Raw genomic sequence first — 24,698 nt, forward strand, 5'->3', positions numbered from 1 at the left:
GGAGTGGAGCTGCCGGGAATCGAACCCGGGTCCTCCGCCGTGTCTTCAGGGCTTCTCCGTGTGCAGTTCGCTAAGTCTCTACTCGGATCTCCGGGTCTCGCGAACAAGCTCGGATGACGATCCCAGTCGCTGTTCGATGTCCCGCCCAGATCCGCGACCGACCTGGACGGTAATTCCCTCTAGCTGATGCCAGTACCCGGGTCGAGGGACGAACCCGGACTGACAGACACGCTTCGCTACTTAGGCAGCGAGAGCGTAGTCGCGCTGATTGGAATCGGCGCTTAATTGGTTGCAGCGACGCTTACGGTGGTCTCTTGCCTGCACCGACACGCTTCCCCTGAATCGACGTACGCAGTCGAAACCGTTCAGCCCCGTACGTGCCCGCACCTTGCGGGCTAGTCATATTAACACTGCCCGCCGCACGGTTCATTCCCATTATTTCCGGCGGGTTCCGGCCGGTACAGGCCTCAGGAGATGCCCAGGTCGGGCGCTATGGCGGGGTGGTTTGGTGGCGGGTGAGGGTGCGGACGCTCGGGACGAGCAGGGCGCCCGTGGTCGCCGCGACGACGAGGACTGCCGCGCCGGTGAGGGTGGTGGCGGTGCCGAATTCGGCGGCCAGCGGGCCGACGGCGATTTCGCCGAGGGGGATGGCGATGAAGGAGCCGAGGGCGTCGTAGGAGTAGACGCGGGCCAGGCGGTCCGGCGGGACGTTTTCCTGCACGGAGACGTCCCAGGCGATGCTGAATTGTTCGATGGTCATGCCCGCGAGGAAGTAGGCGGCGAGGAGCGGGATCAGCTCGGGGGCGTGGGCCAGGGTCAGCAGTGGGACGGCCTCGACCAGGACCAGGACGGTGCCGAAGAGCAGGGCGCGGCGGGGTTGCCAGCGGCTGGCGAGGATGCCGCCGAGCAGGGCGCCGGCGGTTTGCGCGCCGAGCACGATGCCCCAGGCGAATCTGCCGATGGTGGCGTCGGCGATGGCGGGACCGAGAACCTGGGTGCCGCCGATCAACGCCGCGTTCACGATCATGAAGGCCAGCACGATCGTCCACACCCAGGTGCGTGAGGTGAACTCGGTCCAGCCGGCGCGTAGCTCCGCGATCGGCGCGGCGGGAGTGACCGGCGTGACGCGGGGGACGCGGACTCGGGCGTAGAAGTAGGACGCGCCGGCGAAGACGACGGAGGTTACCGCGAGCGCCCAACCCGGTCCGGCGAGGGCGGCGAGCATGCCGCCCAGTGACGCGCCGGTGATCATCGCGGCGTTGATGCCGACGCGGACGACGGCGTTCGCTTGCCGGAGCAGGGTGGGCGGCACGGTTTGCGGGGTGAGGGCCGCCGCCGCGGGGAGCGACATGGCCGAGACGGCGCCGTTGATGACGCTGAGCACCAGCAGCAGCGGGATCGAGGCGAAGCCGAGCAGTACCGCCAGAGCGGTCGCGGCTTGGGAGAGAGCGGCGGCGAGACTCGCGCCTTGCAGGATCACCCCGCGCGGCAGCCGGTCGGCGAGGACTCCGCCGAGCAGCAGCAAGACGACATTGGCGATCGATCGGGCGCCGACCACCAGGCCGAGGGCGGATACCGAGCCGGTGAGGTCGAGGACGGCGAACGCGAGCGCCACGGGTGCGATGGCATTGCCGATGTAGGTGGTGACGCGGCCGATGGCGAGGCGGCGGAACATGGGCTCGCGCAGCGGCGCGAGCATTCCGGGCTCTCGTGCACGCAGCGTCATCACAACAACCGTTCGATCCCGTCGAGGGTGACGAAATGCCCTCGACCGCCTCGATCACCCTATCGTGATCAGGTACGAGTTCGCGGTGCTCCGTTGACGTTCGGGGTACGTCCGCCTGAGTGCAATCACCCTGCTGCTGAACGCAATTCACCTCGCTGCGTGTGGCATGCCTCACATGAGCGGGCGATTATTTCGGCACCGCACCTTCGTCTACACGGTGAGAAACCCCGGCCACGAAAGGCTTTACCGATGGAAACTGTGACCACCCCTGCAGGGATCGAGCTCGCTTTCGATCGCATCGTCGGCGGCGACTCCGGAACGGTGATCCTGATCGGCGGCGCGTTCAGTTATCGGCGCTTCCCGAAAATGGTTGAGCTGGCCGAGAAATTGGCGGCGGACTACCGCCTCACGATCATCAATTACGACCGGCGCGGTCGCGGCGACAGCACCGATTCGCCCGGCGTGTACCACGTCGACAACGAGATCGACGACCTCGCGGCGCTGGTCGAGGCGGTGGGCGGCCGGGCCGAACTGTTCGGCTGGTCCTCCGGCGCCGGCCTGGCGTTGCGGGCCGCGGCGTCCGGACGGGTGCCGGGCATCACCAAGGTGGTCGCGTTCGAGCCGCCGTTCGTGGTGGACCACGAGAATTTCGTGCCGCCCGCCGACCTCGCCACCACGCTGCATGCCCTGATCGCGGCGGACAAGCGCGCCGAGTTGGTGCGGTTCTATATGACGAAGGGCATGGGCGTGCCGCGCGTTTTCACTTGGCTGATGCGGCTCACGCCGATGTGGAAGAACCTGCTGGCCACCGCGCCCGCCGCGGCGCACGACTGGGCGATCATGGGTGAGTTCATGCGCGGCGAGCCGTTGCGGGCCGCCGATTGGGCGGGCGTCGAGGCGCCGACCCTGGTCATCTCCGGGGCGAAAAGTGATGCGCTGCTGCGCAACGCCGCCCGCGCCATCACCGAGGTGCTGCCCGATGCCCGGCATCAGGAACTGGCGAAGCTGAGCCACAACCCGGATATCAGCCTCCTGGCGCCGGTTGCGGGCGAATTCCTTGCCGCGGCGGACCGGCCGGCAGCCTGATTCCGAGTATCGCGGTGTAGTGGCCGGTCGAGTCGTTGACGTAGGCGAGCGCATGGCGATGTCGCGGCTCGGCGGTAGCGGCGGCGAGACACGGGTCGGCGGACACGATGTCGTCGCGGAGGCCGACGCCGAGTTCGCGACCGGTCATCGGAAAGTGTGGGCGTTCTCCTCGGCCCAGTGGCGGAAGGGCCGGGCTGGGGCACCGGTGACGGCGGAGACGGTATCGCGGACGCGCAGCAACTCGTCGTTGACGTCTCCGCCGGTGACGTCGAGGACCGCGTCTACGGCGTCCGCGCCGAAGAAGGGCAGCATCTCCGCACGGGCCTCCGCGCGACTGATCTCGGCGAAATCGATGTCCCGGCGCAGGGCGGCGGCGAGGGTCGCCACTTGGTCGCGAGCCGTGACGAGCTGCGGGCCGGTCAGGGCATAGGTCCGGCCCCGGTGGCCGGGTTCGGTGAGCGCCACCCGTGCTACGGAGGCGATGTCGGCGGGGTGGATGGTGGGGAGTCCGATGTCGGCGTAGGGCACGCGGACCGGGCGGTGTTCGCGGATGGCGTCGGCCCACAGCAGGCTGTTCGACGCGAACTGGGTGGGGCGCAGGATGGTCCACGCCATGCCGCTGGCCTGAAGCTCCTTTTCGATCGCGGACTTCTGGGCTGCCGGGGCGAGATGGGGGTGCGTCCGGACGGTGATCGAGGACACCAGCACCACGTGTTCGACGCCTGCTCGGCGGGCGGTGTCGATGATGTCGGCGTCCGGTCCGACACCTGACACGAGGAACATCGACCGCACCTCGCGCAGCACGCGGCGCAGCGAGACTTGGTCGGCCACATCGGCTTCCGCGGGTTCCACGCCGGTGGGGAACGAGCTCCGCGTCGCGTCGCGCGTGAGTGCTCGCAGCGGTCCGGCGCCCGCGGCGTGCAGTTCCCGCACCAGTGGGCTGCCGATATTGCCGGTGGCACCTGTGACGAGCAGCATGAGCGTTCTCCTGTCAGCGATGAGCAACTGAGGCGAACACTAGAACCTCAATATATCTTCAGGTCAAACGCATTCGTCGCTGTCGGGCGCGCCCCCCAGGCAGAGTGATGCCCGAGTCCTAGGCGGGGCAGGGGTTTCCCGGATACCGCAGGTCCAGCGCCTGGTGCACGAGGTAGGAAACCGCGGGGGAGTCCGGAAGGATTCCGTGGCGAAAAGTGTCTGTGGCACAAACGTTTTGGACCCATACATTGTCGACGGTGGCTCCGGGACCGGCGCGCAGGAAGGTGGCTTCCGGCGGAGTGACCACACGGTCCACTCGCGTGGCGATGGCGGTGTAGGCGATCCCGGGCTCGGTGTCACCCGCCGCGTTCAGCCTGCGCAGGAACTCGCTACCGGCCAACTGCTGGGTGGCGGCGGTGCCGAGCACCCGCGCGATCACCGCGTCCGACGGTGCGGACGCGCTGCCGCCGGGCAGCAGATAACCCAACCCGTCCGCCGTGGTTCCGTGGTGGGTGGCGCCGATCGTGACGAGCCGATGGACTTCGGGACCGCGCTGTGCTCCGCCCTCGAACCGCAGATACTGCCGCACCAGCGGTCCGCCCTGTGAGTGTGCGACCACGTCTACCCGCGCGGCCCCGGTGGCCGCACGCACCCGGCCGACGAACACGGCGATTTCCTTGGCGGACGAGCGGATGTCGGCGGTCCCGTAGACCCCCGGCTCGGCACCTCTGAGACTGAAACCCTGCCGCCCGTAGTTGAGCGAAAAGACGCACACCCCAGCATCTTTCAACTGCGGTGCCAACCCGTTCCACGTGCTTTGATTTCCCCACGTCCCGTGCACGAGCACCACCGGCTCCGGATGCCGCGCCGTCGGCACGCACCCCCAATCGTTCGCACCCGATGGTGCGGTGATCCAGTCCTCGCTCGCCTCCGCGTGCCCGGGGCCCGCGGCGACAGCTCCCGCGAGCACCATTGCCGCGGTGAGGCTCTCGATCACCCAGCTACGTCTCTTCCAGGCAGACACCGGCCCGGCTCCTTCCGCTCGCACATCGCTTCGCGAATCGGCCGCCAGCCATCCACCAGGTGTCGTGGCCAATGAAAGCACCGGAGCGATCAGCCGCCAAACACCTCGTCGGGGTGGCGGGTAACCGAAATGCCGCGCGGCCAGGTCGACCCGAATCGGGTCAGCTCGCGGTCAGTTGCCGATCCAGCGGTAGCGGCGTTCGGGACGACCGGTGCCGCCGTAGCGCAGCCGCACTTCCGCGCTGCCGGTTTCGGCGAAATGCTCCAGGTAGCGCCGCGCGCTGACGCGGGACAAAGCGGTCGCGTCGGCGCATTCCTGCGCGGAGAGATCGGAATCAACGCTGCGCAGCACGTTTTCGACGAGCAGGGCGGTCTGGGCGGTGAGGCCTTTCGGCAGGGTGACGGCGGTGCGGGGGCGACCGGCGAAAACCTGATCGACATCGGATTGGGCGGCGTGCGAGATCTCGCCGAGTTTGGTGTGCAGGGCGGCGAAGTGCTGGAGTTGGTCGTAGAGCGCGCCGTAGGTGAAGGGCTTGATCAGATAGTGCAGGACACCGCCGCGCATGGCGGTGCGGATGGTGTTGACGTCGTCGGCCGCGCTGATGACGATCACGTCGGTGGCTTCGGCGGTTTCGCGGATGCCGCGCAGGACGGTGAGGCCGTCCAGATCCGGCAGATAGATGTCGAGCAGTACCAGATCGGGTTGCAGGTCGCCGATCAGCCGAAGGGCTTCGGCGCCGGTGCGGGCGACGCCGGCGACGGTGAAACCCGATGTCTTGGCGACGTATCCGCTGTGCACCTTGGCCACCATGAAGTCGTCGTCGACGACCAGCACGCGGATCACGCGTGCACCTGCATCGGCAGCGTCGCGGTGAACACCGCGCCGTCGGCGTTGTGGACCGAGACGGTGCCACCGCGGCGGACGCAGGCCTGCCGGGTGATGGCCAGGCCGAGCCCGCGCCGCCCGCCGGCGGCCGCCTTGGTGGTGAAACCGTGGCGGAAGACCTCGCGGGCGAGTTCGGGCGCGACGCCGGGGCCGGAGTCCTGGACCACCACGTGCACCGCGGCATCCAGCACCCGGATATCCACCTCGATCCAGCCGGGGCCGGTGAGCGCGTCCAAGGCGTTGTCGACCAGATTCCCGAGCACGGTGACGATGTCACCGGACAACCCCGGGTCCACTTCCGGCAGTGCGCTGGTCGTCGAAAGCCGCAGTCCCACACCCTGTTCGGCGGCCAGGCTGGATTTCGCGATGAGCAGTGCCGCCACCGCGGGGTCGGCGATCCGCGAGGTCACCTCCGCCTGCCACTGGTCGCGATTGGCGCTGACCCGGGTGATGTAGCGGGCCACCTCGTCGTATTCGCCGAGTTCGATCAGCCCGGCGATGGTGTGCAGCCGGTTGCTGAATTCGTGCGCCTGCGCGCGCAACGTGTCGGCGGTATTGCGATTCTCGGTGAGCTGATCCTGCAACCGCACCAACTCGGTTCGATCGCGCAGCGTCACCACCGCGCCCAGGGTGCGCTGGTCCCACTGGATGAGGGTCCGGTTCATCACCAGCACTTTGCCGCGGCGCAGGCCGATGAGGTTGGTGCCCTCGGCTTTTCCGGTGAAGACGTCGAGCAGACGTTCGTTGAGGCCGAGCTCGTACACGCTGTGCCCGACCACATCGCCCAGCGTCAGCAGATCTTTGGCCTGATCGTTGACCAGGGTGACCCGATGCTGCTGGTCCAGACCGACCACGCCCTCGTGCACGCCGTGCAGCATCGCCTCGCGATGCTCGACCAGCGCCGCGATCTCGGCGGGCTCGAGGCCGAAGGTCTGACGCTTGACCCACCAGGACAGCGACAACGATCCGGCGACGCCGAGCACGGTGGCGATGCCGAGCAGGCTGAGCAGGCCGGGGAAGGATTCGGCGAGGGTCTGCCAGATCGCGGGCTGCTCCTTCTTCGCCGCGACATAGCCGACGACCCGATGATCGCCCTGTCCGATCACAGGTACGTGCGCGACCACCGCGTCGTCTACCTCGCCGACCCAGGCTCGGCCCTCGCTGACGGTGGAGTCCGCCAACCGCAGCGGCTTGTTGATCTCCGTGGGGTCTTGCGAGGTGAGCACCTTGCCGTCGGCGCGCGCGATCACGACTTCATCGGCGCCGGAAGCGACTTGGGCGGCGGTCGCGAAGGGCGCCAGCAGCAGGTGCTGCTTCGGATCGGCCAGCAACACCCGCAGACTCGGGTTGGCCGCGACGTCCTCGGCGATACCCAGCATGCGCCGGGACTCGGTATTGCGGAACGTCTCGCTCACCTGCGCGACCACCACCGCGGCGACCGCGGCGAGCAGGACCAGCACGATCAGCAACTGCAGGGCAAGCAGCTGCCGTGCCAGTGAGCCCTTCTTGCCCACGCCTACCTCCTGTGCGACCTGCCCGCAGCCAGTTTCCCTGTCCTCCGGCCGAAATGGGACATGTTCGGCGTGAACACTATGACCACAACAAACGTTGTGGCCGCAAAGCAGACAGAACGACGTGGGCCAGCTCACAATTCCTCCCAGCTCAACGATGAGAGATGAGGATCTCCAGTGAAAACTCGGAAGTTGCTGACCGCGTTCGTCGGTGTCTGCGCGGCCGTCGCCCTGACCGCCTGCAACGGCGCGGGCGGCTCGGCCGACAAGCTGTCCGGTGTCCGGATCATGGTCCCGAATTCGCCCGGCGGCGGCTACGACATCACCGCCCGCACCTCGGCGAAGGTCATGGAGGACGCCGGCGTCGCCCGCTCGGTGGAAGTGTTCAACCTGCCCGGCGCCGGCGGCACCGTGGGTCTGGGCCGGCTGGTCGGGGAGAAGGGCAACGGCAAACTGGTCATGCAGATGGGCCTGGGCGTCGTGGGCAGCGTCTACACGAACAAGTCGCCGTCCAAGCTGACCGACACCACGCCGATCGCCCGGCTCATCGACGAGCCCGACATCATCGTGGTCTCCAAGAACTCCAAGTACACCGCCATTGACCAGCTGGTCGCGGACTGGAAGGCGAACCCGGGCGCGGTCCCGGTCGGCGGCGGTTCCTCGCCCGGCGGCCCGGATCACCTGGCGCCGATGCTGGTAGCCAAGGCCATCGGCATCGAACCGAAAGCGGTCAACTACGTTCCGTTCGACGGTGGCGGCGAGCTGCTGGCCTCGGTGCTCGGCAACAAGATCGCGTTCGGCGTCTCCGGCGTCGGCGAATACCTGGACCAGATCCAGGCCGGTGAACTGCGCGTGCTGGCCGTGACCGGACCCAAGCGCATCGACGGCGTGAACGCGCCGACCTTGAAAGAGGCCGGTATCAATGTCGAATTCACCAACTGGCGTGGTGTGGTCGCGCCGCCCGGGATCAGCGATGAGCAGCGCCAAGACCTGATCGACGCCTACACCAAGATGCACGACTCCGCGGAATGGAAAGAAGCGGTCCGCACCAACGGCTGGGGTGACGCGTTCCTGTCCGGCGCGGAGTTCGGCGCCTTCATTCAGCAGCAGACCGATCAGTGCGGGGCCGTGCTGAAGGATTTGGGGCTGGCATGAGCTCGATAGCCCCGGAGCCGGGCGACTCGGAGACGAGCGCCGGGCCGGAGCGCGGCGCACCGAGAACGGGTGTGGCCGGCTGGTTCCAGGACCGGTCCGAATTGGTGGTCTCGGTCCTGCTGGCCGGGGCGGGCGCCGTGGTGATCACCGACGCGCTGCGGATGTCGACCAGCTTCACCCAGCGCGGTCCGGTCGGGCCGAAGGCGATGCCGCTGGTGGTGGGTGCGCTGCTGGTACTCGTCGCCGCCGCACTGGCTTTCGATGTGCTGCGCGGTGGACGCGGTGAAGCCGAAGGCGGCGAGGACGTCGACCTGTCCGCGCCGCCGGAATGGCGCACCGTCGCACTGTTGATCGGTGTGTTCGTGGCGAACATCGTGCTGATCGACATCGTCGGATTCCCGATCGCGGGCACGCTCCTGTTCTGGGGTGCGGCGTTCGCGCTCGGCAGCCGGCACTGGGTGCGCGACCCGCTGATCGCGGTGGCGCTCGCCCTGGTGACCTATGTGGTGTTCGGCGAATTGCTGGGCGTCACACTGCCGGGAGGCCCGTTGGAGGGAGTCCTCTCCTGGGGGACGGCGACCGGCGGGGTGGTTGAGCTCTGATGGACTCGCTGAACAATCTGATGGCGGGTTTCGGCACCGCCCTCACGCCGACACATCTGCTGCTGGCCGCGGTGGGTGTGCTGCTGGGCACCGCCATCGGCGTGCTGCCCGGCATCGGTCCGGCGATGGCGGTGGCGTTGCTGCTGCCCATCACCTACAGCGTCGAACCGACCGGCGCGTTCATCATGTTCGCCGGGATCTATTACGGCGGCATGTTCGGTGGCTCGACCACTTCGATCCTGTTGAACACCCCCGGCGAGACCGCCTCGGTGGTCACCGCTATCGAGGGGCATCCGATGGCGAAACGGGGCCGGGGGGCGCAAGCGCTGGCGACCGCGGCCATCGGGCACTTCATCGGCGGTATCGCGGGTACCGCACTGCTGGTGCTGACCGCGCCGCTGGTGGCGAAGTTCGCGGTGGACATCGGCGCGCCCGACTACTTCGCGATCATGCTGCTGGCGTTCATCGCCGTCACCTCGGTGCTGGGCAGTTCACGGGTGCGCGGATTCGCTTCGCTCGGAATCGGTTTGACGCTCGGCCTGATCGGGCTCGACCCGATCACCGGCCAGCAGCGGCTGACCTTCGGCTCGCTGCAACTGGCCGACGGCATCGACGTGATCATCGTCGCCGTGGGACTTTTCGCGGTCGGCGAGGCACTGTGGGTGGCCGCGCATCTGCGCCGCCGCCCGGGTACGGCCATCCCGGTGGGCCGAGCCTGGTTGAGCCGCAAGGACTTCGACCGTTCCTGGAAGGCGTGGTTGCGCGGGCCTGTCATCGGATTCCCGTTCGGTGCGGTCCCGGCGGGTGGTGCGGAGATCCCGACGTTCCTGTCCTATGCGACCGAGAAGCGGCTGTCCAAGCACAAGGACGAATGGGGCAAGGGCGCCATCGAAGGCGTCGCCGGGCCGGAGTCGACCGCGAGCGCGTCGGCGGCGGGCACCCTGACCACCATGCTGACCCTCGGCCTGCCGACCACGGCGACCGCGGCGGTCATGCTGGCGGCGTTCCAGCAGTACGGAATTCAGCCGGGACCGCTGCTGTTCCAACGGGAATCGGAACTGGTGTGGACGCTCATCGCGAGCCTGTTCATCGGCACGGTCCTGCTGCTGGTGCTGAATCTGCCGCTGGCCCCGGTGTGGGCGAAGCTGCTGCGCATCCCGCGGCCGTACCTGTACGCGGGCATCCTGTTCTTCGCCAGCGTCGGCGCGTACGCGGTGTCCGGCGACGTGGTGGACCTGATGCTGCTGCTGGTGATCGGCGTAATCGGTTTCATCATGCGCCGTTTCGGGTTGCCGCTGCTGCCCGCGATCATCGGCGTCATCCTCGGGCCGAACGCGGAGATGCAGATGCGGCGCGCGTTGCAGATCAGTGACGGCGCGCTCAGCGGATTGGTCGACACCTGGTTCGCCAGAATCGTCTACGCGATCATCGCGGTGATCCTGTTGTGGCCGCTGCTGGCGATGGTGCTCCGAAAGCTGCGTGGCGGTGGGGATTCCGACGGCACCGATAAGCCCGCCGAAGTCGAAACGACGGTGCCGGCCTAGTTTCGGCGTCCCGGCCGGGGTCCGGCGTTCTGCGTGAATGCCCGGGTCCCGGCCGGCGGCGTGCCGGTCAGTCGATCGAGTACCGGTCATCCGGGGCGGTCCAGCCGGACCAGAGTTCGACCGTCCCGGCGGGGATTCCGGCCCAGGCGGGGAGCGGTTCGCAGCTGCGCAGCCATTGGTCGGGGATCGCGTCGATTCCCGACCGTCCGGCGAGGATGCCGCCGACGATGGCGCAGGTGGTGTCGACATCGTCGGAGGCGATCGCGGTGGCCCAGAGCGCTTCGGTGAAATCGTGCGGATACTTCGCGACCACCCAGAGGCAGAGCGGCACGGTGTCGGGTGCGGAGATCTCCCGCCCGGTGCCGAGAGTGGCTGCGGCACTGCGAGAATCGTGCAGATGCAGCAGCCGTGCGGCGGTCTCGATACCGTCGCGGACCAGACCCGGCGGGGTGTACTCGGCGACCGTGGTCAGCAGATCGGCGCCGTGCAGCCCGAGCGCGGCGGCGACGGCCACCGCCACCGCGCCCGCGACGCCTTCCGGATGGGTGTGCGTGACTTCGGCCGACGCCACCGCCTCCCGCACGACCCGGTCGAGGTCGTCGGCGAAGAACGCGCCCAGCGGGGCGACCCGCATCGCCGCGCCATTGCCCCACGATCCACGTCCGTCGAAGGCGGCCCGCGCCAATTCGCGCCAGTCACCGCCTTCTTGGCGGATCAGGCGCAGCATGCGGTTCACCCCGGCGCCGTACCCCCGATCGAAATCGTGATGTTTCGCGAAGGACGCCGCCAGCGCGTCCTGGTCGATCCGGCCGAGCCGGTCCAGCACGGCATAGACCGAGCAGGCCATTTCGGTGTCGTCGGTCCAGAACCACGGCGCCCGTGGCAGCGTGCGATTGTGCAAGCCCTGGGAGTTTCCAGGGACGAAGAAAGAGGAGCCGAATCCGTCGCCCACGGCCAAGCCGTGCAGCGACGCGACGGCACGAGTGCGGCGGTCAGCGGTCATATGCTCGATCTTGCCGAAGCGCGGGCCTCTTCCGCAAACGTGTTTTCGCACTCCGTACCGACCGGAGCGTCCTTTCGGACCGGCCTGAATTCGCTGCGGTGCACCGAGTTCCACTCCTACACTGATGCGGTGAGATTCCGGAACTGTGCCGGAATGCGACAATCTTTTGCTGAATCGCAGGTATTTCCCATGCGTGTAATCCTCTACGGCTGCGGCGATTTCTCCTATGTCATCGAATATTTGCAGGTAGCGCTGAAGGCGCTTCAATTACCGGCCTATGCGTCGTTCGATCCGCAGGACTCCAGCTCCCATGTGCCGGTGGACGTGATGGCCACCGAGCTGCGCACGCTCGACCAGCTGAAGCGCCAGTACGGGTTACGAGTGCAGGAGAACATCGCGGCCCTGCAAGCGCGGGGCGTCACTGTCGAGCTGGGGGTGAACGCGGTCGGGCATCCCTCCTACGGGCCCTTCGACCTGGTGATCTTCCGGAACCCGCACACCGGAAACTACGGCAGCAGCCAGGACCCGTCGATGACGTCGTATCTGGAAGCGATCGGGTCGAATAATGGCCTGTTCCAAGGAGTGCTCGCCCAGACCCATCACACCCGGGTGCCCTACGGTCTGGTCCTCATCACGGTGGTGGGCTGGCCGTACCTCGGCAAGAACCCCAAGTCGCAGCTCGGCTTTCAAGGCTTGCAGCTCGAAAACGTCAACTACGCGAGGGAATACGGCAATGCGGCGGGGCTGGAATTCCTGCGGCACATCAATTTCGGCCCGCAGTGGGTCGCCCGAAACACCGGCGGTACTTTCCAGGCCGACGAAATCGGGCTGCTGTATCGCGATGCCACACATTGGCTCGATCTCCGGGAACTGGAACACACCATGCGGGCCTATGACGAGGACCGCGTCCCGGCCTGGTGCAAGCTGCATCCCGATTACGAGGCGATGCGGCGGAAGATCGGCAAATGATTTTCCTCAGGACAGGTGCTTGACGTATCGGTGGGCCGGGACGGGAACCGGACCTTCGGGACCTGGTGCGTCGTGGGTGAATTCGCCCTCGTCGAGCCAGCCGTTGCGCTCGTAGAATCGGCGCGCCCGCGCGTTGCCGCCGACGACGGCCAGCCAGGCCCGGCGGTGGCCGTGGTCGCGGACCAGGTGTTCGGCGGCGGCGAGCAGCAACGCGGCCAGGCCGGTGCCGCGGTAGTTCGCGTCGACGTAGACCTGCTCGACCTCGTCGTCCGCCACCATCACGAACCCGGCGACCGTCCCGTCGACGGTCGCCACGGTGGTGTCCGGAACACGTTGTGCCGCACGGTGATCGAAGGACTCGCGGGGCCGCACCGCGACCAGCGCGTCGGGGACGTTGCCGACATGGCCGTCCTGCCAGCCGTCGTACCAGATCCGCGCGACCCGGGCGGCGTCTTCCGCCCGCCCGGGGCGTAGTTCAACCGCCGCCTCGTCCATTCCGGAACTCTAGCAACGGGATCGGCGGCGGATCAGCGGTTGCCGAAGACTCCTTCGAGCCGGTTCCGGGAACCGGGATGGACCAACCGGGCGGCACTCACCAGCCCCGTCGAGGACCAGGTGCGGCGTCGAATGAGCAGGCACGGTTCACCGCGTTCGATGCCGAGCAATTGGCATTCCTCCGCGGAGCCGAGCACGGCTTCGACGATATGCTCACCGCGCTCCAGCGGCGCGACCTTGCTGAGGTAGGTGTTCGGCGTCAGCGCGGTGAAATCCTGGTCGAGATAGTCGGGCGCCTCGGCCGGATTGACCAGCCGGTCCTCCACCTGGATCGGCACCTCGTCCTCGTAGTGCACGAGGATGGAGTGAAAGACCCGGCGCGGCAGCAGTTCTCGCATGATCGAGCGCCGGTCGAGTTCCTCTTCGCGGACCGACACCACCTGGGTGCGGTGCCGGTGCCCGCGCTGCTGGATCTCGTCGGCGATGTTCTTCACCTCGAACAGCGACGACGGCGCCTTGGTGCCCGCCACGAACGTCCCGACCCCGGCATGCCGCACGATCAAGCCTTCGGCGGTGAGTTCCCGCAGCGCCCGATTGATGGTCATGCGCGAGAGCCCGAGCGCGGTGACGAATTGGTTCTCCGAGGGCAACTGGTCGCCCTCGGACCATCTGCCGGATTTGATCTGCGCGGTGACGAGATTCTTGACGCGCTCGTAGGCGGGTGCCGACTGGCCCGAATCCCGGAACAACGCAGTGAGTTCCGCGTCGTCCGCCGCGATCGCCATGTCCAACACCCATCCTCGAGTCACACCGATAGCTACCGGCGGCTGCAGTCTATCGAGCTCAGCGGCCGATTGTCCGAGCACTTGACAGCCGGTTGTCTATACAGGACTATACACGTCAGTCGCCGCGAGCGTGACGCGGCACACAGTGAATGAGGTATGCCGGTGTCCCATGACGATCAATCCGGAGCGGGGCTCACTCCGGAACGCCGCACCATCGACGTCGTCCCCGACCACGAACGGCACGGTTCGCCGCGCAGCCAGTTCACCCTGTGGTTCGGGGCGAACATGCAGATCACCGCGATCGTCGACGGTGCGCTGGCCGTGGTCTTCGGCGCCGACGCCTGGTGGGCCATGCTCGGTCTGCTGATCGGCAATGTGGTCGGTGGCGCGGTGATGGCGCTGCACTCCGCGCAGGGTCCGAGAATGGGGCTGCCGCAGATGATTTCCAGTCGCGCGCAGTTCGGCGTGCAAGGCGCGGTGGTGCCGCTGCTGCTGGTGATCCTGATGTATCTGGGCTTCGCCGCCACCGGCACGGTGCTCGCGGGCCAGGCCGTCAACAAGATCCTGCACATCGACACACCGGTGGTCGGCATCCTGATCTTCGGCGGGCTCACCGCCTTCGTGGCGGTCACCGGATACAAACTGATCCATGTGGTCGGCCGGATCGCGACCGTCGTCGGCATCATCGGGTTCACCTATCTGTGCGTGCGACTGTTCAGCACATACGAAGTGTCGGACTTCCTGGGCACCAAGCCCTTTCACGTCGCGACGTTCCTACTCGCCATCTCGCTCGGCGCGGGCTGGCAGCTGACCTTCGGCCCCTACGTCGCCGACTACTCCCGCTATCTGCCGCGGTCGACCAGTGAGCGCACCACCTTCTGGTCCACCTTCGCGGGCACCGTGATCGGCTCGCAGTGGGCGATGATGCTCGGTGTGCTGATCGCCGCGTGCGCCGGCAAGAGCTTCCTCTCCGATCAGGTGGGCTTCGTCGGCCAGCTGGCCGGGCCCGCGCTCATCGCCATGCTGATCTACCTGGTGATCGTCGTCGGCAAGCTGACGGTCAACTGTCTCAACGCCTACGGCGGCTTCATGTCGATCCTGACCACCGTCACCGCGTTCAACGGGCAGTCCCGGATCTCCACCACCGCGCGCACCGCCTACATCGTCGGCTTCACCGGCGTCTCGGTGCTGATCGCGGTCGCGGCCAGCGCGGACTTCCTGAACAATTTCAAGAACTTCGTGCTCGTCCTGCTCATGGTGTTCACGCCGTGGAGCGCGATCAACCTGATCGACTACTACCTGATATCCAAAGAGCGCGTGGACATTCCGGCGCTGTACGACGTGCACGGCCGGTACGGCCGCTGGAACGTGACGGCGCTGAGCTGCTACGTCATCGGTGTCGTCGCGCAGGTCCCGTTCCTGGCGCAGAAGATGTACACCGGGCCGATCACGAAAATGCTCGACGGCGCGGACCTGTCCTGGATCGTCGGCATTCTCCTCACCGCCGCCATCTACTACCCGATCGCGCGCCGCACCAGCAATCCGCCCGATCGGATGATCTACCCGGCGCACACCGAAATGGCCGACAGCCGAGTCTGATTCGCCCGGTCCCCGTACCTTCCCATCGATCCGAGGAGCAGAATTCATGTCCGACCGCACTGGGTCCACCCACCCCGCCGGCTGCGTCGACTGCCGACCCCCGTGCGGCGCCCGCCCCGTCTCCGCGCCGCGCGGCAGCGAACTGACCACCCTCGGCTGGCAGCAGGAGGGTGCCTTGCGCATGCTGATGAACAACCTCGATCCCGAGGTCGCCGAGCATCCCGACAGCCTCGTCGTCTACGGCGGCACCGGGCGCGCGACCCGCAGCTGGGCGGCCTTCGACGCCATGGTGCGCACGCTGAAGACGCTGAAGTCGGACGAGACCATGCTGGTGCAGTCCGGCAAGCCGGTCGGCGTGTTCCGCACCAGCGAATGGGCCCCGCGAGTACTCATCGCCAACTCCAATCTCGTTGGCGACTGGGCGAATTGGGAAGAGTTCCGCCGGCTCGAGGAGCTCGGCCTCACCATGTACGGCCAGATGACCGCCGGGTCCTGGATCTACATCGGCACGCAAGGCATCCTGCAGGGCACCTATGAAACCTTCGGCGCGGTCGCCCGCAAGCTCGCGGCGGCGGGCCGGGGGAGCGGGACGCTCGCGGGCACCATCACACTCACCGCCGGGCTCGGCGGGATGGGCGGCGCGCAACCGCTGGCCGTCACGATGAACGAGGGCGTCGCGATCTGCGTCGACTGCGACGTCACCCGCATCGACCGCCGGATCGCGCACAAGTACCTCGACACCAAGGCCGAGGATCTGGAACACGCGCTGCGGCTGGCGATCGAGGCCCGAGATGCCCGGCGGCCGTTGTCCATCGGCGTCGAAGGCAATGCCGCGGAGCTCTTCCCGCGCCTGCTCGCCATGGGCGCGCCCATCGACATCGTCACCGACCAGACCTCGGCGCACGACCCGCTGTCCTACCTGCCCGCCGGAATTCCGTTCGCCGACATGAAGGCCGCGGCCGAGCGGGATCCGGACCTGTTCACCAAGCAGGCGCGGGAGTCGATGGCGCGCCACGTCGAAGCCATGGTCGGTTTCATGGACGCGGGCGCCGAGGTCTTCGATTACGGCAACTCCATTCGGGACGAGGCTCGAAAAGGCGGCTACGCCAGGGCTTTCGAGTTTCCCGGCTTCGTTCCCGCCTACATTCGGCCGCTGTTCGAGGAAGGGCTCGGCCCGTTCCGCTGGGCGGCGCTCTCGGGCGACCCGAAGGACATCGCCGCGACCGACAAGGCCATCCTGGAGCTGTTCCCGGAGAACGAGCACCTGCGTCGCTGGATCGAAATGGCCGGGGAGAAAGTCGCTTTCGAAGGCCTCCCGGCACGCATCTGCTGGCTCGGTTACGGCGAACGTCACCTGGCGGGCCTGAAGTTCAACGAGATGGTGGCCTCCGGCGAACTGTCCGCGCCCGTGGCGATCGGCCGCGATCACCTGGACTCCGGGTCGGTCGCCTCGCCCTACCGGGAAACCGAGGCCATGCTCGACGGCTCGGACGCCATCGCCGACTGGCCCCTGCTCAACGCCCTGGTCAACACGGCCTCCGGCGCGTCGTGGGTGTCGATCCACCACGGCGGCGGGGTCGGCATGGGACGCTCCATCCACGCCGGTCAGGTGTGCATCGCCGATGGCACCGAGCTGGCGGCGGAAAAGATCACCCGAGTGCTGACCAACGACCCCGGGATGGGCGTCATCCGGCACGTCGACGCGGGCTACGAGCACGCGGCCGATGTCGCGCGGGAACGTGGCGTTCGCGTCCCCATGACGGAAGGCTGAGCTGTGTCGGTGCTGCTGACCAATATCGGCACGCTGGTAACCAACGATCCCGGTCACGGCGTGGGCGCGTTGGGGGTGCTGCATGACGCCGCCCTCGTTTTCGACGGCGACGCAGTCGCGTGGGTGGGTGCCGCGGCGCAAGCGCCGGACGCGGACACGCGGCACGACATGGGTGGCGCGGCGGTGCTGCCGGGCTTCGTCGAAAGTCACGCGCATCTGGTGTTCGCCGGTGATCGGGCCGAGGAGTTCGGCGCGCGCATGGCCGGAAAGCCGTATGCCGCAGGCGGTATCCGTACGACCATCGCCGCTACCCGCGACGCCACCGACGATCAGCTGCGCGCCACCGTGCGGCGGCTGCTGGACGAATCGTTGCGCTCGGGCAGCACCACCGTCGAAATCAAGAGCGGCTATGGGCAATCGGTGCCGAGTGAGCTGCGCAGTGTGCGGATCGCCGCCGAATTCACCGACGAGGTGACCCTCCTGGCGGCCCACGTGCCGCCGCCGGAGTACGCGGGCCGGACCGACGACTACGTCGCGATGGTGTGTTCGGAGATGGTCGATGTCTGTGCGCCGCACGCCAAATGGATCGATGTGTTCTGCGAGCAGGGCGCATTCGATCGGGATCAGGCCGACGCAGTGCTCACCGCCGGGGCGGCGGCGGGATTGATCCCGCGCGTGCACGGCAACCAGCTGCACCAAGGTCCGGGCGTACAGGTGGCCGTGGCGCACAACGCCGCCTCGGTCGACCACGTGGCACATGTCAGCCAGGCCGATATCGACGCCCTCGCGGCAAGTTCGACCGTGGCGACGGTATTGCCCGCAGCCGACTTCTGCACGCGCAACACCTATCCCGACGCGCGCGCACTGATCGACGCGGGCGTCACGGTGGCGCTCGGCGCGGACTGCAACCCCGGCACGTCGTACACGACCAGCATCCCCTTCTGCATCGCCTTGGCCGTGCGCGATCTGCACATGACACCGGAAGAAGCGGTGTGGGCAGCGACCGCGGGCGGCGCACGCGCCCTGCGCCGAGACGACATCGGCGCGCTCGCCCCCGGCAAACGTGCCGACGCGATAGTTCTGGACGCGCCGTCCTACCTGCACCTCGCCTACCGGCCGGGGGTGCCGCTGGTACGTCAGGTCTGGCGGGGCGGTGCGGTTGCGACGCGATGGGAGGCTTGAAATGAGCGGTAAGGCAGAGGAATTGAGTGGAGCGCCTCAGGCCGCAGCCGTGTTGGAGGGGTTGAGTGTGGCCGCGTCTGATGGGTTGATGAAGGTTCTGTTCGACGGTCCGGCGGTGGCTGTGATGGGCGGTAGGGCACGCGATTTCAGCAAAATGGGCTCGGCTGCGGTCGTGTCGAGGGGGCCGGGTGTGGCTGTATGTGGCGGTCCGGCGTTGGCCGTGTGCGATGGTCCGATGGCGGCTGTATGTGACGGTCCGGCGGTGGGCGGGTGCGATGGTGGGACTGCGGACGCGCGTCCCGGCGCTCAGGCCGCCGAGGTGCGCTGGTGAGCGGGGCTGGGGCAGCGACGCCGTGGACGGGTCGGGTCGATGGTGCCACCGACGAACATCTGCGGTGGCATCAAGTGGTGGAGGCCTTTTCGGAATCAGCGGAGGTTGGGGCCTGCGTCTTCATCGGTTTCGCCAGTGACGAAGGTGTGCGGCGGAACAAAGGCCGGCCGGGTGCGGCCGCTGGGCCCGGTGCGCTGCGTGGTGCGCTGGCGTCCATGGCGCTGCCCACCCCGCTGCGCGCCTACGATGCGGGCGATATCGAGGTCACCGACGGCAAGCTGGAGGCCGGGCAGGGCGCGCTCGCCACGGCGGTGTGCGCCGCACTCGACGCAGGGCACTTTCCGATCGTCCTCGGCGGCGGTCATGAGGTCGCGTTCGGCACCTATCTCGGTCTGGCTCGGTCCGCGCGGCGCACCACGGAGACCCGCCTCGGCATCCTCAATCTGGACGCACATTTCGACCTGCGGGCCGATCCGGTACCGAGCTCGGGCACACCGTTCCGGCAAATCGCGGAGCGGGAACAGGCGCAAGGCAGCGCCTGGCAGTACTCGGTGATCGGCATCAGTCAACCGAGCAACACCGCGGCGCTGTTCGATACCGCCCGCCGCCTCGGAGTGCGGTACCTGCTCGACGATGATTGCGGCACCGGCACTCTCGCCTCGGTGCTGGATTTCGTGGACGACTTCCTGGCCTCGGTCGATCAGGTCTACCTCACGATCGACCTCGACGTACTGCCCGCCGCGGTGGCCCCGGGCGTCAGCGCCCCGGCCGCCTACGGCGTCCCACTGGAAACGATCCAGGCGATCACCGACCGCATCGCTGACAGCGGCAAACTCGCTGTTTGCGATGTAGCCGAACTGAATCCGTCGCTCGACATCGACAACCGCACCGCCCGCACCGCCGCCCGCCTACTGCACCGCATCGCCACCCGCCGGATGGTCGGCTGATCGTCAGCAGCGGACGGCCGACTACCGTCAGCGCCGGCCGACGCGGCGAGCCCCACCGGGCACATGCCGCCTCCAATCGGCTGCGCGAGCCTGCCGGGCCTCGACAGGAGGCTGACACCGTCGTCGCGACGAGTTGCGTATGCGCATGATCGGCGTAACCCCGAAGTTCCGGATGCGCATGATCGGCCTACACCCAAAGTTGCATGCGCATGATCTGGCGTACCCCCGTTCTCAGGGGACGGCGGCCACTGCCAGGCGCCCGCCGAGAACTTCGTCCGGCGTGCCCGCCGCGATGAGCCGCCCGTCGCGCAGATGCAAGCAGTGGTCGGCGCGTGCGGCCTCGTCGAGGTCGTGGGTTGCTTGGACGACGGTCACGCCTTCGGCGCGGATTTCCGCGATACAGCGCGAAATGACCTCCTGCGCATCGGAATCCAGGCCGGCGGCCGGTTCGTCGAGTAGCAACAGCTGGGATTCCTGAGCCAGGGCTTGGGCCAGGAGCGTGCGTTGGCGCTGGCCGCCGGACAGGGTGTCCAGGCGTCGTGCGGCAAGCGTGGTGATGTCGAGCCGGGCCATGCACGCTGCCACCAGTTCGTGGTCGGCGCGGGTCAGCCGGCGCCATGGTCCGCGCACGCCCCAGCGCCCCATCGCCACTGTTTCGCGCACGGTCAGCGGGAGCGTGGTGGGGACGGCGGTGTGCTGAACGACGAACGCGGGACGCCCGCGGACCGTCCGCTGCATCGTCCCGGACCGTGGTGCCAGGACCCCGGCAAGCACGCTGAGCAGGGTCGATTTGCCCGAACCGTTCGGACCGATCAGTGCTGTGACCTCGGCGCTGGGGATGGTGGCCGTGACCTCGTGCAGCACCGGGGCCCCGGCGTAACCCGCGCTCACTCCGCTCAGCTCGATCGCGGCGGCGGGCGATTTGTGTTCCATGTCACCTCACTTGTAACGATAATCGTTTTCATCATAGTGTGTCGCGACATGGAGTGGCTGGTGGACCCGTTCGAGGTGGCTTTCGTGCAACGGGCGTTGTGGGGTGGGCTGCTCGTCTCCTGCATCTGCGCACTGGCGGGGACGTGGGTGGTGGTGCGCGGCATGGCCTTCCTCGGGGATGCGATGGCGCACGGGATGCTGCCCGGGGTGGCGGTGGCCGCGTTGCTCGGCGGAAATCTGCTGCTGGGTGCGGCGATCAGCTGTGGCGCAATGGCTTTCGGTGTGTCGGTGCTGACCCGTAATCGCCGCTTCTCGGCGGATACCGGAATCGGATTGCTGTTCGTGGGGATGCTGGCGCTCGGCGTGATCATCGTGTCGCGCTCGGATTCCTTCGCGGTGGACCTGACCGCGTTCCTGTTCGGTGACGTATTGGGCGTGCGCGCAAGCGATCTCGGATTCCTGGTCGTGGCACTGGTCCTCGCGATCGCGGTGGCGGCCCTCGGGCACCGCGCCTTCGTGGCGCTCGCCTTCGATCCGCGCAAGGCGCACACCCTGGGATTGCGGCCGAAGGCGGCGCAGGTCGCCCTGGTGGGTCTGGTGACGCTGGCGATCGTCGCGTCGTTCCATGTGGTCGGCACGCTGCTGGTATTCGGTCTGCTGATCGCGCCGCCGGCGGCGGCGACGTTCTGGGCCGATCGAATCCCCTGGATCATGGGCCTCGCTGCGCTGTTCGGCGGGGTCTCCACCTTCGCCGGTCTACTCATTTCGTGGCATGCGCAGACCGCCGCGGGCGCCACCATCGCGATCGTCGCGGTCGGGTTGTTCTTCCTCTCCGCGATCGTCTCGGCGCTGCGGGATCGGTTGCGCCGCTCGGGGACCGGCGCGGCGGTGCTCGCCGCCGTGGTGGCGGTTCCGCTGGTCGGCTGCGGGACCGGGGAAGCCCCGAGCGAGCCGGTGGCCACCGAAACGCCGCACGGATACGTCGAGGGGGCCGAGGAGACCGCCGACGCCCAATCGCGGTTGATTCTCGCCGATCAGGGCACCGGAGCGATTCGAGTGCTGGACCTGATCACCGAGAAGGTCACCGAGGCAGGCAAGGCGGAGGGCGCACAGCGTCTGGTCGGTGATGGCCGATACGGCTACGCGGGCGTGGGGGATTCGGTGCGAATCACCGACGGCGGCGCGTGGACGGTCGATCACGATGACCACGTGCACTACTACCGCGCACCCGTTCGCGAAGCGGGTTCGATTGCGGGCGGGCGCATTACGGCCGTGCACAGTGACAAGTCCGTCGTGGCCGTCGCCTTCGACCACGGCGCGACGGTGCTGCTGGATCGGTCCGAGCTCGACAAGGGAACCGTCAAAGAGCTGCGCCGGATCGATGACGGCCTGGCCGTCCCGTACGCCGAGAGCCTGGTGGTGGCCGGGCAGGCGGGCCGGGTGGATGTCCGTTCCCGCGAAGGCGGCCCTGTCACCACCCTTGCCGAACCCTGTGCCGCCCCGCGCGGCCAAACGGTGACGCGCCGCGGCGTCGTATTCGGGTGTGCCGACGGCGCTTTGGTAGTGCGCAAGCAGGAGGACGGATTCACCGGGGAGAAGATCCCCTATCCGCAACCGGTGCCGGAGGCCGATCGTGCCACCGAGTTCACCCACCGCCCCGGCAGCACGACATTGACGGCCGCGGCCGGTCAGCGGGGTCTGTGGTCGCTCGACATCCGCAAGAAGACGTGGCGGCTGGTCCCGCTTGCCGACGTGATCGCGGTGAACACCGCGGGCGAGGGCGCGCCGTTGCTCGCGCTCACCCGCGACGGCGTACTGCACGGGTTCGACCCCGAAACCGGCGCCCCGACAACACGAACCAAAGTCCTGGCGCAACCGGCCGACACCGCGGCCCTGGTCGTCGACACCGCGCGGGCCTACGTCAACGACGCATCCGCCCGCGTCGTGCACGAGATCGACTACAACGACAACCTGCGCGTGGCCCGAACATTCAACCTCGACATCGCGCCGACGCTGATGGTGGAGACCGGTCAATGAGAACCTTTATTCGCGTAATCGCTTGTCTGGCAGTATTTCTGCCCGTACTGAGCGCCTGTTCCGGGGATAGCGGTGACCGCAAGGGCATCGTCGTCACCACGAACATCCTCGGCGATCTCACTCGCGGCATCGTCGGCGACGCGGCGCCGGTGACGGTGTTCATGCCCGCGGGCGCCGACCCGCACTCCTTCGCCATCTCCGCCCGCCAGGCCGCCGAGATCGAACAGGCCGCACTGGTCGTGCACAACGGCCTCGGCCTGGAGGAGGGCGTCGCGCGCAATGTCGCCGCCGCCGTCGAAGCCGGTGTGCCCACGCTGTCGGTCGCCGAGAAACTCGACCCGATCAATTACAGCTCCGACGAATCCAAGGGCAAGCCCGATCCGCATTTCTGGACCGATCCCAAGCGGGTGCGCACAGCCGTCGAACTGATCAGCGCCCGGGTGCTCGAGGAGGTCGACGGCATCGACGCCGCCGCCGTCCGCACGCGCACCGAGCGGTACCTGGCCGAGCTCGATCAACTCGACGCCTGGATGACCCAGCAGTTCGCCACCATTCCCGCCGGGAAACGCAAGCTGGTCACCAATCACCACGTATTCGGTTATTTCGCACAGCGTTTCGATTTCCAGGTGGTCGGCGCGGTGATCCCCAGCGGCACCACCCTGGCCTCGCCGAGCGCGTCGGATCTGAGCAACCTGGCCGACGCGATCCGCACCGCGGGCGTCGGCGCGATCTTCGTCGACTCCTCCCAGCCCGACCGTCTGGCGCGCGTCCTGGCCGAACGGGTCGGCCTGAACGTGCAGGTCATCGGCTTGTACACCGAGTCGCTCACCGAACCGGGCCAGGGCGCCGGCAGCTACCTGGAGATGGCCCGCGCCAATACCGAAGACATCGTCCGCGGTCTGACCGCATCGTAGAAAATGGAGTACCGAATGAATATCCGGTCACGTGCCACCAAAACGGTGGCCCTGTCCGCGCTGGTCGCCTCGGCGGTCGCCCTGAGTGGTTGCGGCGCAGACGATTCCGACAAGCACGACGGCCATGCGGCCGGCGCCGAGCCGATCGCCCTCACCTATGACGGCGGAATCCTGGTCCTCGACGGTCAAAGTCTCGAACAGCAGGCCGACGTCAAGCTTGAGGGCTTCAACCGGATCAACCCGGCCGGCGACGACCACCACCTGATGGTCACGCACAAGGACACCTTCAAGGTCTTCGACGCCTACGACGGAAAGTTCACCGATATCGAGTTCCCCGCGCCGAAGCCGGGTCACGTGGTGAACCACGCGGGACGGACCGTGCTGTTCGCCGACGGTACCGGCGAGACGACCAGCTTCGACTCGGCGAAACTCGAGGCCGGCAAGCCCGAAACCACGACCTACAAGTCCGCGGCGCCGCACCACGGCGTTTCAGTGGAGTTGGCCAACGGTCACCTGCTCACCACCCTCGGCACCGAGGACAAGCGCATCGGCATCGTGGTGCTGGACAAGGATCGCAAGGAGATCGCCCGCAACGAGGACTGCCCGGGCGTGCACGGCGAAGCCACCGCACAGGGTGAGGCCGTGGTGATCGGTTGCCAGACCGGTGTCCTGGTCTACCGCGACGGCAAGATCACCAAGGTGACCAGTCCGGACGCGTACGGCCGGATCGGTAACCAGGCCGGCACCGATGTCTCCGCGGTCGTGCTCGGCGACTACAAGAAGGACAAGGACGCCGAACTGGAGCGGCCGACCCAGGTGTCGCTGATCGACACCGCCGCCGGCACCATGAAGCTGGTCGACATCGGGACCAGTTACACCTTCCGTTCGCTGGGCCGCGGTCCGGCCGGTGAGGCGCTGGTGCTCGGCACCGACGGCAAGATTCACGTGCTCGATCCGGTAGCGGGCACGGTCACCAAGACGATCCCGGTGCTCGGCACCTGGACCGAGCCGCTGAAGTGGCAGCAGGCGCGCCCGGCGCTGTTCGTGCGCGGCGGCACCGCCTACGTGTCGGATCCGGCCACCAAGCAGGTGCATCGCATCGACCTCGCCGCGGGCACGGTCGCGGCCAGCGCCACGCTGCCGGCGGCTCCGAACGAGATCAGCGGTGTGGCCGCCCACTGATCGCCGGGGTGCGAACCCCGCCGCTTGCGGCGGGGTTCG

At 67.8% G+C, this 24,698-nt stretch carries 21 protein-coding genes and 1 other RNA gene; 12 read left to right on the forward strand and 10 right to left on the reverse strand.

The features are described from left to right. Nucleotide 1 precedes the first annotated feature (1 nt). Nucleotides 2-373: a transfer-messenger RNA gene (ssrA, locus tag BJ987_RS12535) on the reverse strand. A gap of 117 nt (nt 374-490) precedes the next feature. Continuing rightward, complete coding sequence (locus tag BJ987_RS12540; RefSeq protein WP_245365927.1) at nt 491-1,726, reverse strand: MFS transporter; 1,236 nt, start codon at nt 1,724-1,726, stop codon at nt 491-493. Nucleotides 1,727-1,975: 249 nt separating this feature from the next. On the opposite strand from BJ987_RS12540, the gene BJ987_RS12545 reads away from it, so the two are divergent. After that, nucleotides 1,976-2,812: an alpha/beta fold hydrolase gene (locus tag BJ987_RS12545; RefSeq protein ID WP_209888503.1), complete on the forward strand. Its 837-nt coding sequence runs from the start codon at nt 1,976-1,978 to the stop codon at nt 2,810-2,812. Between the two features lie 144 nt (nt 2,813-2,956). On the opposite strand, the gene BJ987_RS12550 is transcribed toward BJ987_RS12545, so the two are convergent. The 4 genes from BJ987_RS12550 to BJ987_RS12565 all read right to left on the reverse strand — a co-directional run bounded on the left by BJ987_RS12550 (nt 2,957) and on the right by BJ987_RS12565 (nt 7,213). Then, on the reverse strand, nt 2,957-3,790 hold the full coding sequence (locus tag BJ987_RS12550; protein WP_209888506.1) for an SDR family oxidoreductase: 834 nt from the start codon (nt 3,788-3,790) through the stop codon (nt 2,957-2,959). A 118-nt stretch (nt 3,791-3,908) separates the two neighbouring features. Then, nucleotides 3,909-4,814 (reverse strand): esterase/lipase family protein, encoded by a 906-nt coding sequence (locus BJ987_RS12555; protein ID WP_209888509.1) that lies wholly within the window; start codon nt 4,812-4,814, stop codon nt 3,909-3,911. Between the two features lie 171 nt (nt 4,815-4,985). Then, nucleotides 4,986-5,657: a response regulator gene (locus BJ987_RS12560; protein WP_209888512.1), complete on the reverse strand. Its 672-nt coding sequence runs from the start codon at nt 5,655-5,657 to the stop codon at nt 4,986-4,988. Then, entirely contained in the window at nt 5,654-7,213 is a 1,560-nt protein-coding gene (locus BJ987_RS12565; RefSeq protein ID WP_209888515.1) for a sensor histidine kinase, read from the reverse strand. The genes BJ987_RS12560 and BJ987_RS12565 overlap by 4 nt, the downstream gene beginning before the upstream one ends. 174 nt (nt 7,214-7,387) lie before the next feature. Here BJ987_RS12565 and BJ987_RS12570 point away from each other — a divergent pair, with 174 nt between their 5' ends. The 3 genes from BJ987_RS12570 to BJ987_RS12580 are packed head-to-tail and all read left to right on the forward strand — an operon-like array spanning nt 7,388 to nt 10,511. After that, entirely contained in the window at nt 7,388-8,365 is a 978-nt protein-coding gene (locus tag BJ987_RS12570; RefSeq protein ID WP_209888518.1) for a Bug family tripartite tricarboxylate transporter substrate binding protein, read from the forward strand. Then, nucleotides 8,362-8,967, forward strand: coding sequence for a tripartite tricarboxylate transporter TctB family protein (locus BJ987_RS12575; RefSeq protein ID WP_209888522.1), 606 nt, complete (start codon nt 8,362-8,364; stop codon nt 8,965-8,967). Before BJ987_RS12570 ends, BJ987_RS12575 begins: the two co-directional genes overlap by 4 nt. Next, nucleotides 8,967-10,511, forward strand: coding sequence for a tripartite tricarboxylate transporter permease (locus tag BJ987_RS12580; protein ID WP_209888537.1), 1,545 nt, complete (start codon nt 8,967-8,969; stop codon nt 10,509-10,511). The genes BJ987_RS12575 and BJ987_RS12580 overlap by 1 nt, the downstream gene beginning before the upstream one ends. Nucleotides 10,512-10,578: 67 nt before the next feature. On the opposite strand, the gene BJ987_RS12585 is transcribed toward BJ987_RS12580, so the two are convergent. Continuing rightward, the gene (locus tag BJ987_RS12585) at nt 10,579-11,514 is read right to left on the reverse strand and encodes an ADP-ribosylglycohydrolase family protein (RefSeq protein WP_209888540.1); all 936 of its coding nucleotides are present in this window, start codon (nt 11,512-11,514) and stop codon (nt 10,579-10,581) included. Nucleotides 11,515-11,703: 189 nt separating this feature from the next. Between BJ987_RS12585 and BJ987_RS12590 the strand changes: the two genes are divergently transcribed. Continuing rightward, nucleotides 11,704-12,483 carry a Rossmann-like fold-containing protein gene (locus BJ987_RS12590; protein ID WP_209888543.1) on the forward strand — a complete coding sequence of 260 codons (780 nt, stop codon included), beginning with the start codon at nt 11,704-11,706 and terminating at the stop codon, nt 12,481-12,483. 6 nt (nt 12,484-12,489) lie between these two features. Here BJ987_RS12590 and BJ987_RS12595 read toward each other — a convergent pair whose 3' ends face one another. Both BJ987_RS12595 and hutC read right to left on the reverse strand, forming a co-directional pair. Continuing rightward, on the reverse strand, nt 12,490-12,978 hold the full coding sequence (locus BJ987_RS12595) for a GNAT family N-acetyltransferase (protein ID WP_209888546.1): 489 nt from the start codon (nt 12,976-12,978) through the stop codon (nt 12,490-12,492). A 32-nt stretch (nt 12,979-13,010) separates the two neighbouring features. Continuing rightward, a complete protein-coding gene (gene hutC, locus BJ987_RS12600; protein ID WP_209888549.1) occupies nt 13,011-13,763 on the reverse strand; it encodes a histidine utilization transcriptional repressor HutC in 753 nt (250 codons plus the stop codon). Between the two features lie 156 nt (nt 13,764-13,919). On the opposite strand from hutC, the gene BJ987_RS12605 reads away from it, so the two are divergent. From BJ987_RS12605 to hutG, 4 genes are all read left to right on the forward strand, one after another. Then, nucleotides 13,920-15,362 carry a purine-cytosine permease family protein gene (locus tag BJ987_RS12605; RefSeq protein ID WP_209888552.1) on the forward strand — a complete coding sequence of 481 codons (1,443 nt, stop codon included), beginning with the start codon at nt 13,920-13,922 and terminating at the stop codon, nt 15,360-15,362. Between the two features lie 46 nt (nt 15,363-15,408). Further along, nucleotides 15,409-17,133, forward strand: a complete 1,725-nt coding sequence (gene hutU, locus BJ987_RS12610; RefSeq protein ID WP_209888555.1) for a urocanate hydratase — start codon at nt 15,409-15,411, stop codon at nt 17,131-17,133. 3 nt (nt 17,134-17,136) lie between these two features. Continuing rightward, on the forward strand, nt 17,137-18,315 hold the full coding sequence (gene hutI, locus BJ987_RS12615; RefSeq protein WP_307869586.1) for an imidazolonepropionase: 1,179 nt from the start codon (nt 17,137-17,139) through the stop codon (nt 18,313-18,315). 327 nt (nt 18,316-18,642) lie between these two features. Beyond that, entirely contained in the window at nt 18,643-19,593 is a 951-nt protein-coding gene (gene hutG / locus BJ987_RS12620) for a formimidoylglutamase (RefSeq protein ID WP_307869587.1), read from the forward strand. A gap of 231 nt (nt 19,594-19,824) precedes the next feature. On the opposite strand, the gene aztA is transcribed toward hutG, so the two are convergent. Continuing rightward, entirely contained in the window at nt 19,825-20,526 is a 702-nt protein-coding gene (gene aztA, locus BJ987_RS12625) for a zinc ABC transporter ATP-binding protein AztA (RefSeq protein ID WP_209888558.1), read from the reverse strand. Nucleotides 20,527-20,574: 48 nt separating this feature from the next. On the opposite strand from aztA, the gene aztB reads away from it, so the two are divergent. From aztB to aztD, 3 genes are read left to right on the forward strand one after another with little or no spacing between them, the layout of a single operon-like run. After that, nucleotides 20,575-22,563, forward strand: coding sequence for a zinc ABC transporter permease AztB (aztB, locus tag BJ987_RS12630; RefSeq protein ID WP_209888561.1), 1,989 nt, complete (start codon nt 20,575-20,577; stop codon nt 22,561-22,563). After that, nucleotides 22,560-23,477: a zinc ABC transporter substrate-binding protein AztC gene (gene aztC, locus BJ987_RS12635; protein WP_209888564.1), complete on the forward strand. Its 918-nt coding sequence runs from the start codon at nt 22,560-22,562 to the stop codon at nt 23,475-23,477. Before aztB ends, aztC begins: the two co-directional genes overlap by 4 nt. Nucleotides 23,478-23,492: 15 nt before the next feature. Then, nucleotides 23,493-24,659, forward strand: a complete 1,167-nt coding sequence (gene aztD, locus BJ987_RS12640) for a zinc metallochaperone AztD (protein WP_209888567.1) — start codon at nt 23,493-23,495, stop codon at nt 24,657-24,659. The last annotated feature ends 39 nt before the right edge of the window (nt 24,660-24,698 follow it).

The organism is Nocardia goodfellowii (assembly GCF_017875645.1).
GTDB classification, from domain to species: domain Bacteria; phylum Actinomycetota; class Actinomycetes; order Mycobacteriales; family Mycobacteriaceae; genus Nocardia; species Nocardia goodfellowii.

Coding starts and splice junctions, on each gene's coding strand:
- BJ987_RS12605 (WP_209888552.1), top strand. CDS start 13,920: ATGCCGGTGTCCCATGACGATCAATCCGGAGCGGGGCTCACTCCGGAA.
- BJ987_RS12550 (WP_209888506.1), bottom strand. CDS start 3,790: ATGCTGCTCGTCACAGGTGCCACCGGCAATATCGGCAGCCCACTGGTG.
- BJ987_RS12575 (WP_209888522.1), top strand. CDS start 8,362: ATGAGCTCGATAGCCCCGGAGCCGGGCGACTCGGAGACGAGCGCCGGG.
- aztA (WP_209888558.1), bottom strand. CDS start 20,526: ATGGAACACAAATCGCCCGCCGCCGCGATCGAGCTGAGCGGAGTGAGC.
- BJ987_RS12540 (WP_245365927.1), bottom strand. CDS start 1,726: ATGACGCTGCGTGCACGAGAGCCCGGAATGCTCGCGCCGCTGCGCGAG.
- hutC (WP_209888549.1), bottom strand. CDS start 13,763: ATGGCGATCGCGGCGGACGACGCGGAACTCACTGCGTTGTTCCGGGAT.
- aztB (WP_209888561.1), top strand. CDS start 20,575: ATGGAGTGGCTGGTGGACCCGTTCGAGGTGGCTTTCGTGCAACGGGCG.
- aztD (WP_209888567.1), top strand. CDS start 23,493: ATGAATATCCGGTCACGTGCCACCAAAACGGTGGCCCTGTCCGCGCTG.
- BJ987_RS12585 (WP_209888540.1), bottom strand. CDS start 11,514: ATGACCGCTGACCGCCGCACTCGTGCCGTCGCGTCGCTGCACGGCTTG.
- BJ987_RS12595 (WP_209888546.1), bottom strand. CDS start 12,978: ATGGACGAGGCGGCGGTTGAACTACGCCCCGGGCGGGCGGAAGACGCC.
- hutU (WP_209888555.1), top strand. CDS start 15,409: ATGTCCGACCGCACTGGGTCCACCCACCCCGCCGGCTGCGTCGACTGC.
- BJ987_RS12545 (WP_209888503.1), top strand. CDS start 1,976: ATGGAAACTGTGACCACCCCTGCAGGGATCGAGCTCGCTTTCGATCGC.
- BJ987_RS12590 (WP_209888543.1), top strand. CDS start 11,704: ATGCGTGTAATCCTCTACGGCTGCGGCGATTTCTCCTATGTCATCGAA.
- BJ987_RS12580 (WP_209888537.1), top strand. CDS start 8,967: ATGGACTCGCTGAACAATCTGATGGCGGGTTTCGGCACCGCCCTCACG.
- aztC (WP_209888564.1), top strand. CDS start 22,560: ATGAGAACCTTTATTCGCGTAATCGCTTGTCTGGCAGTATTTCTGCCC.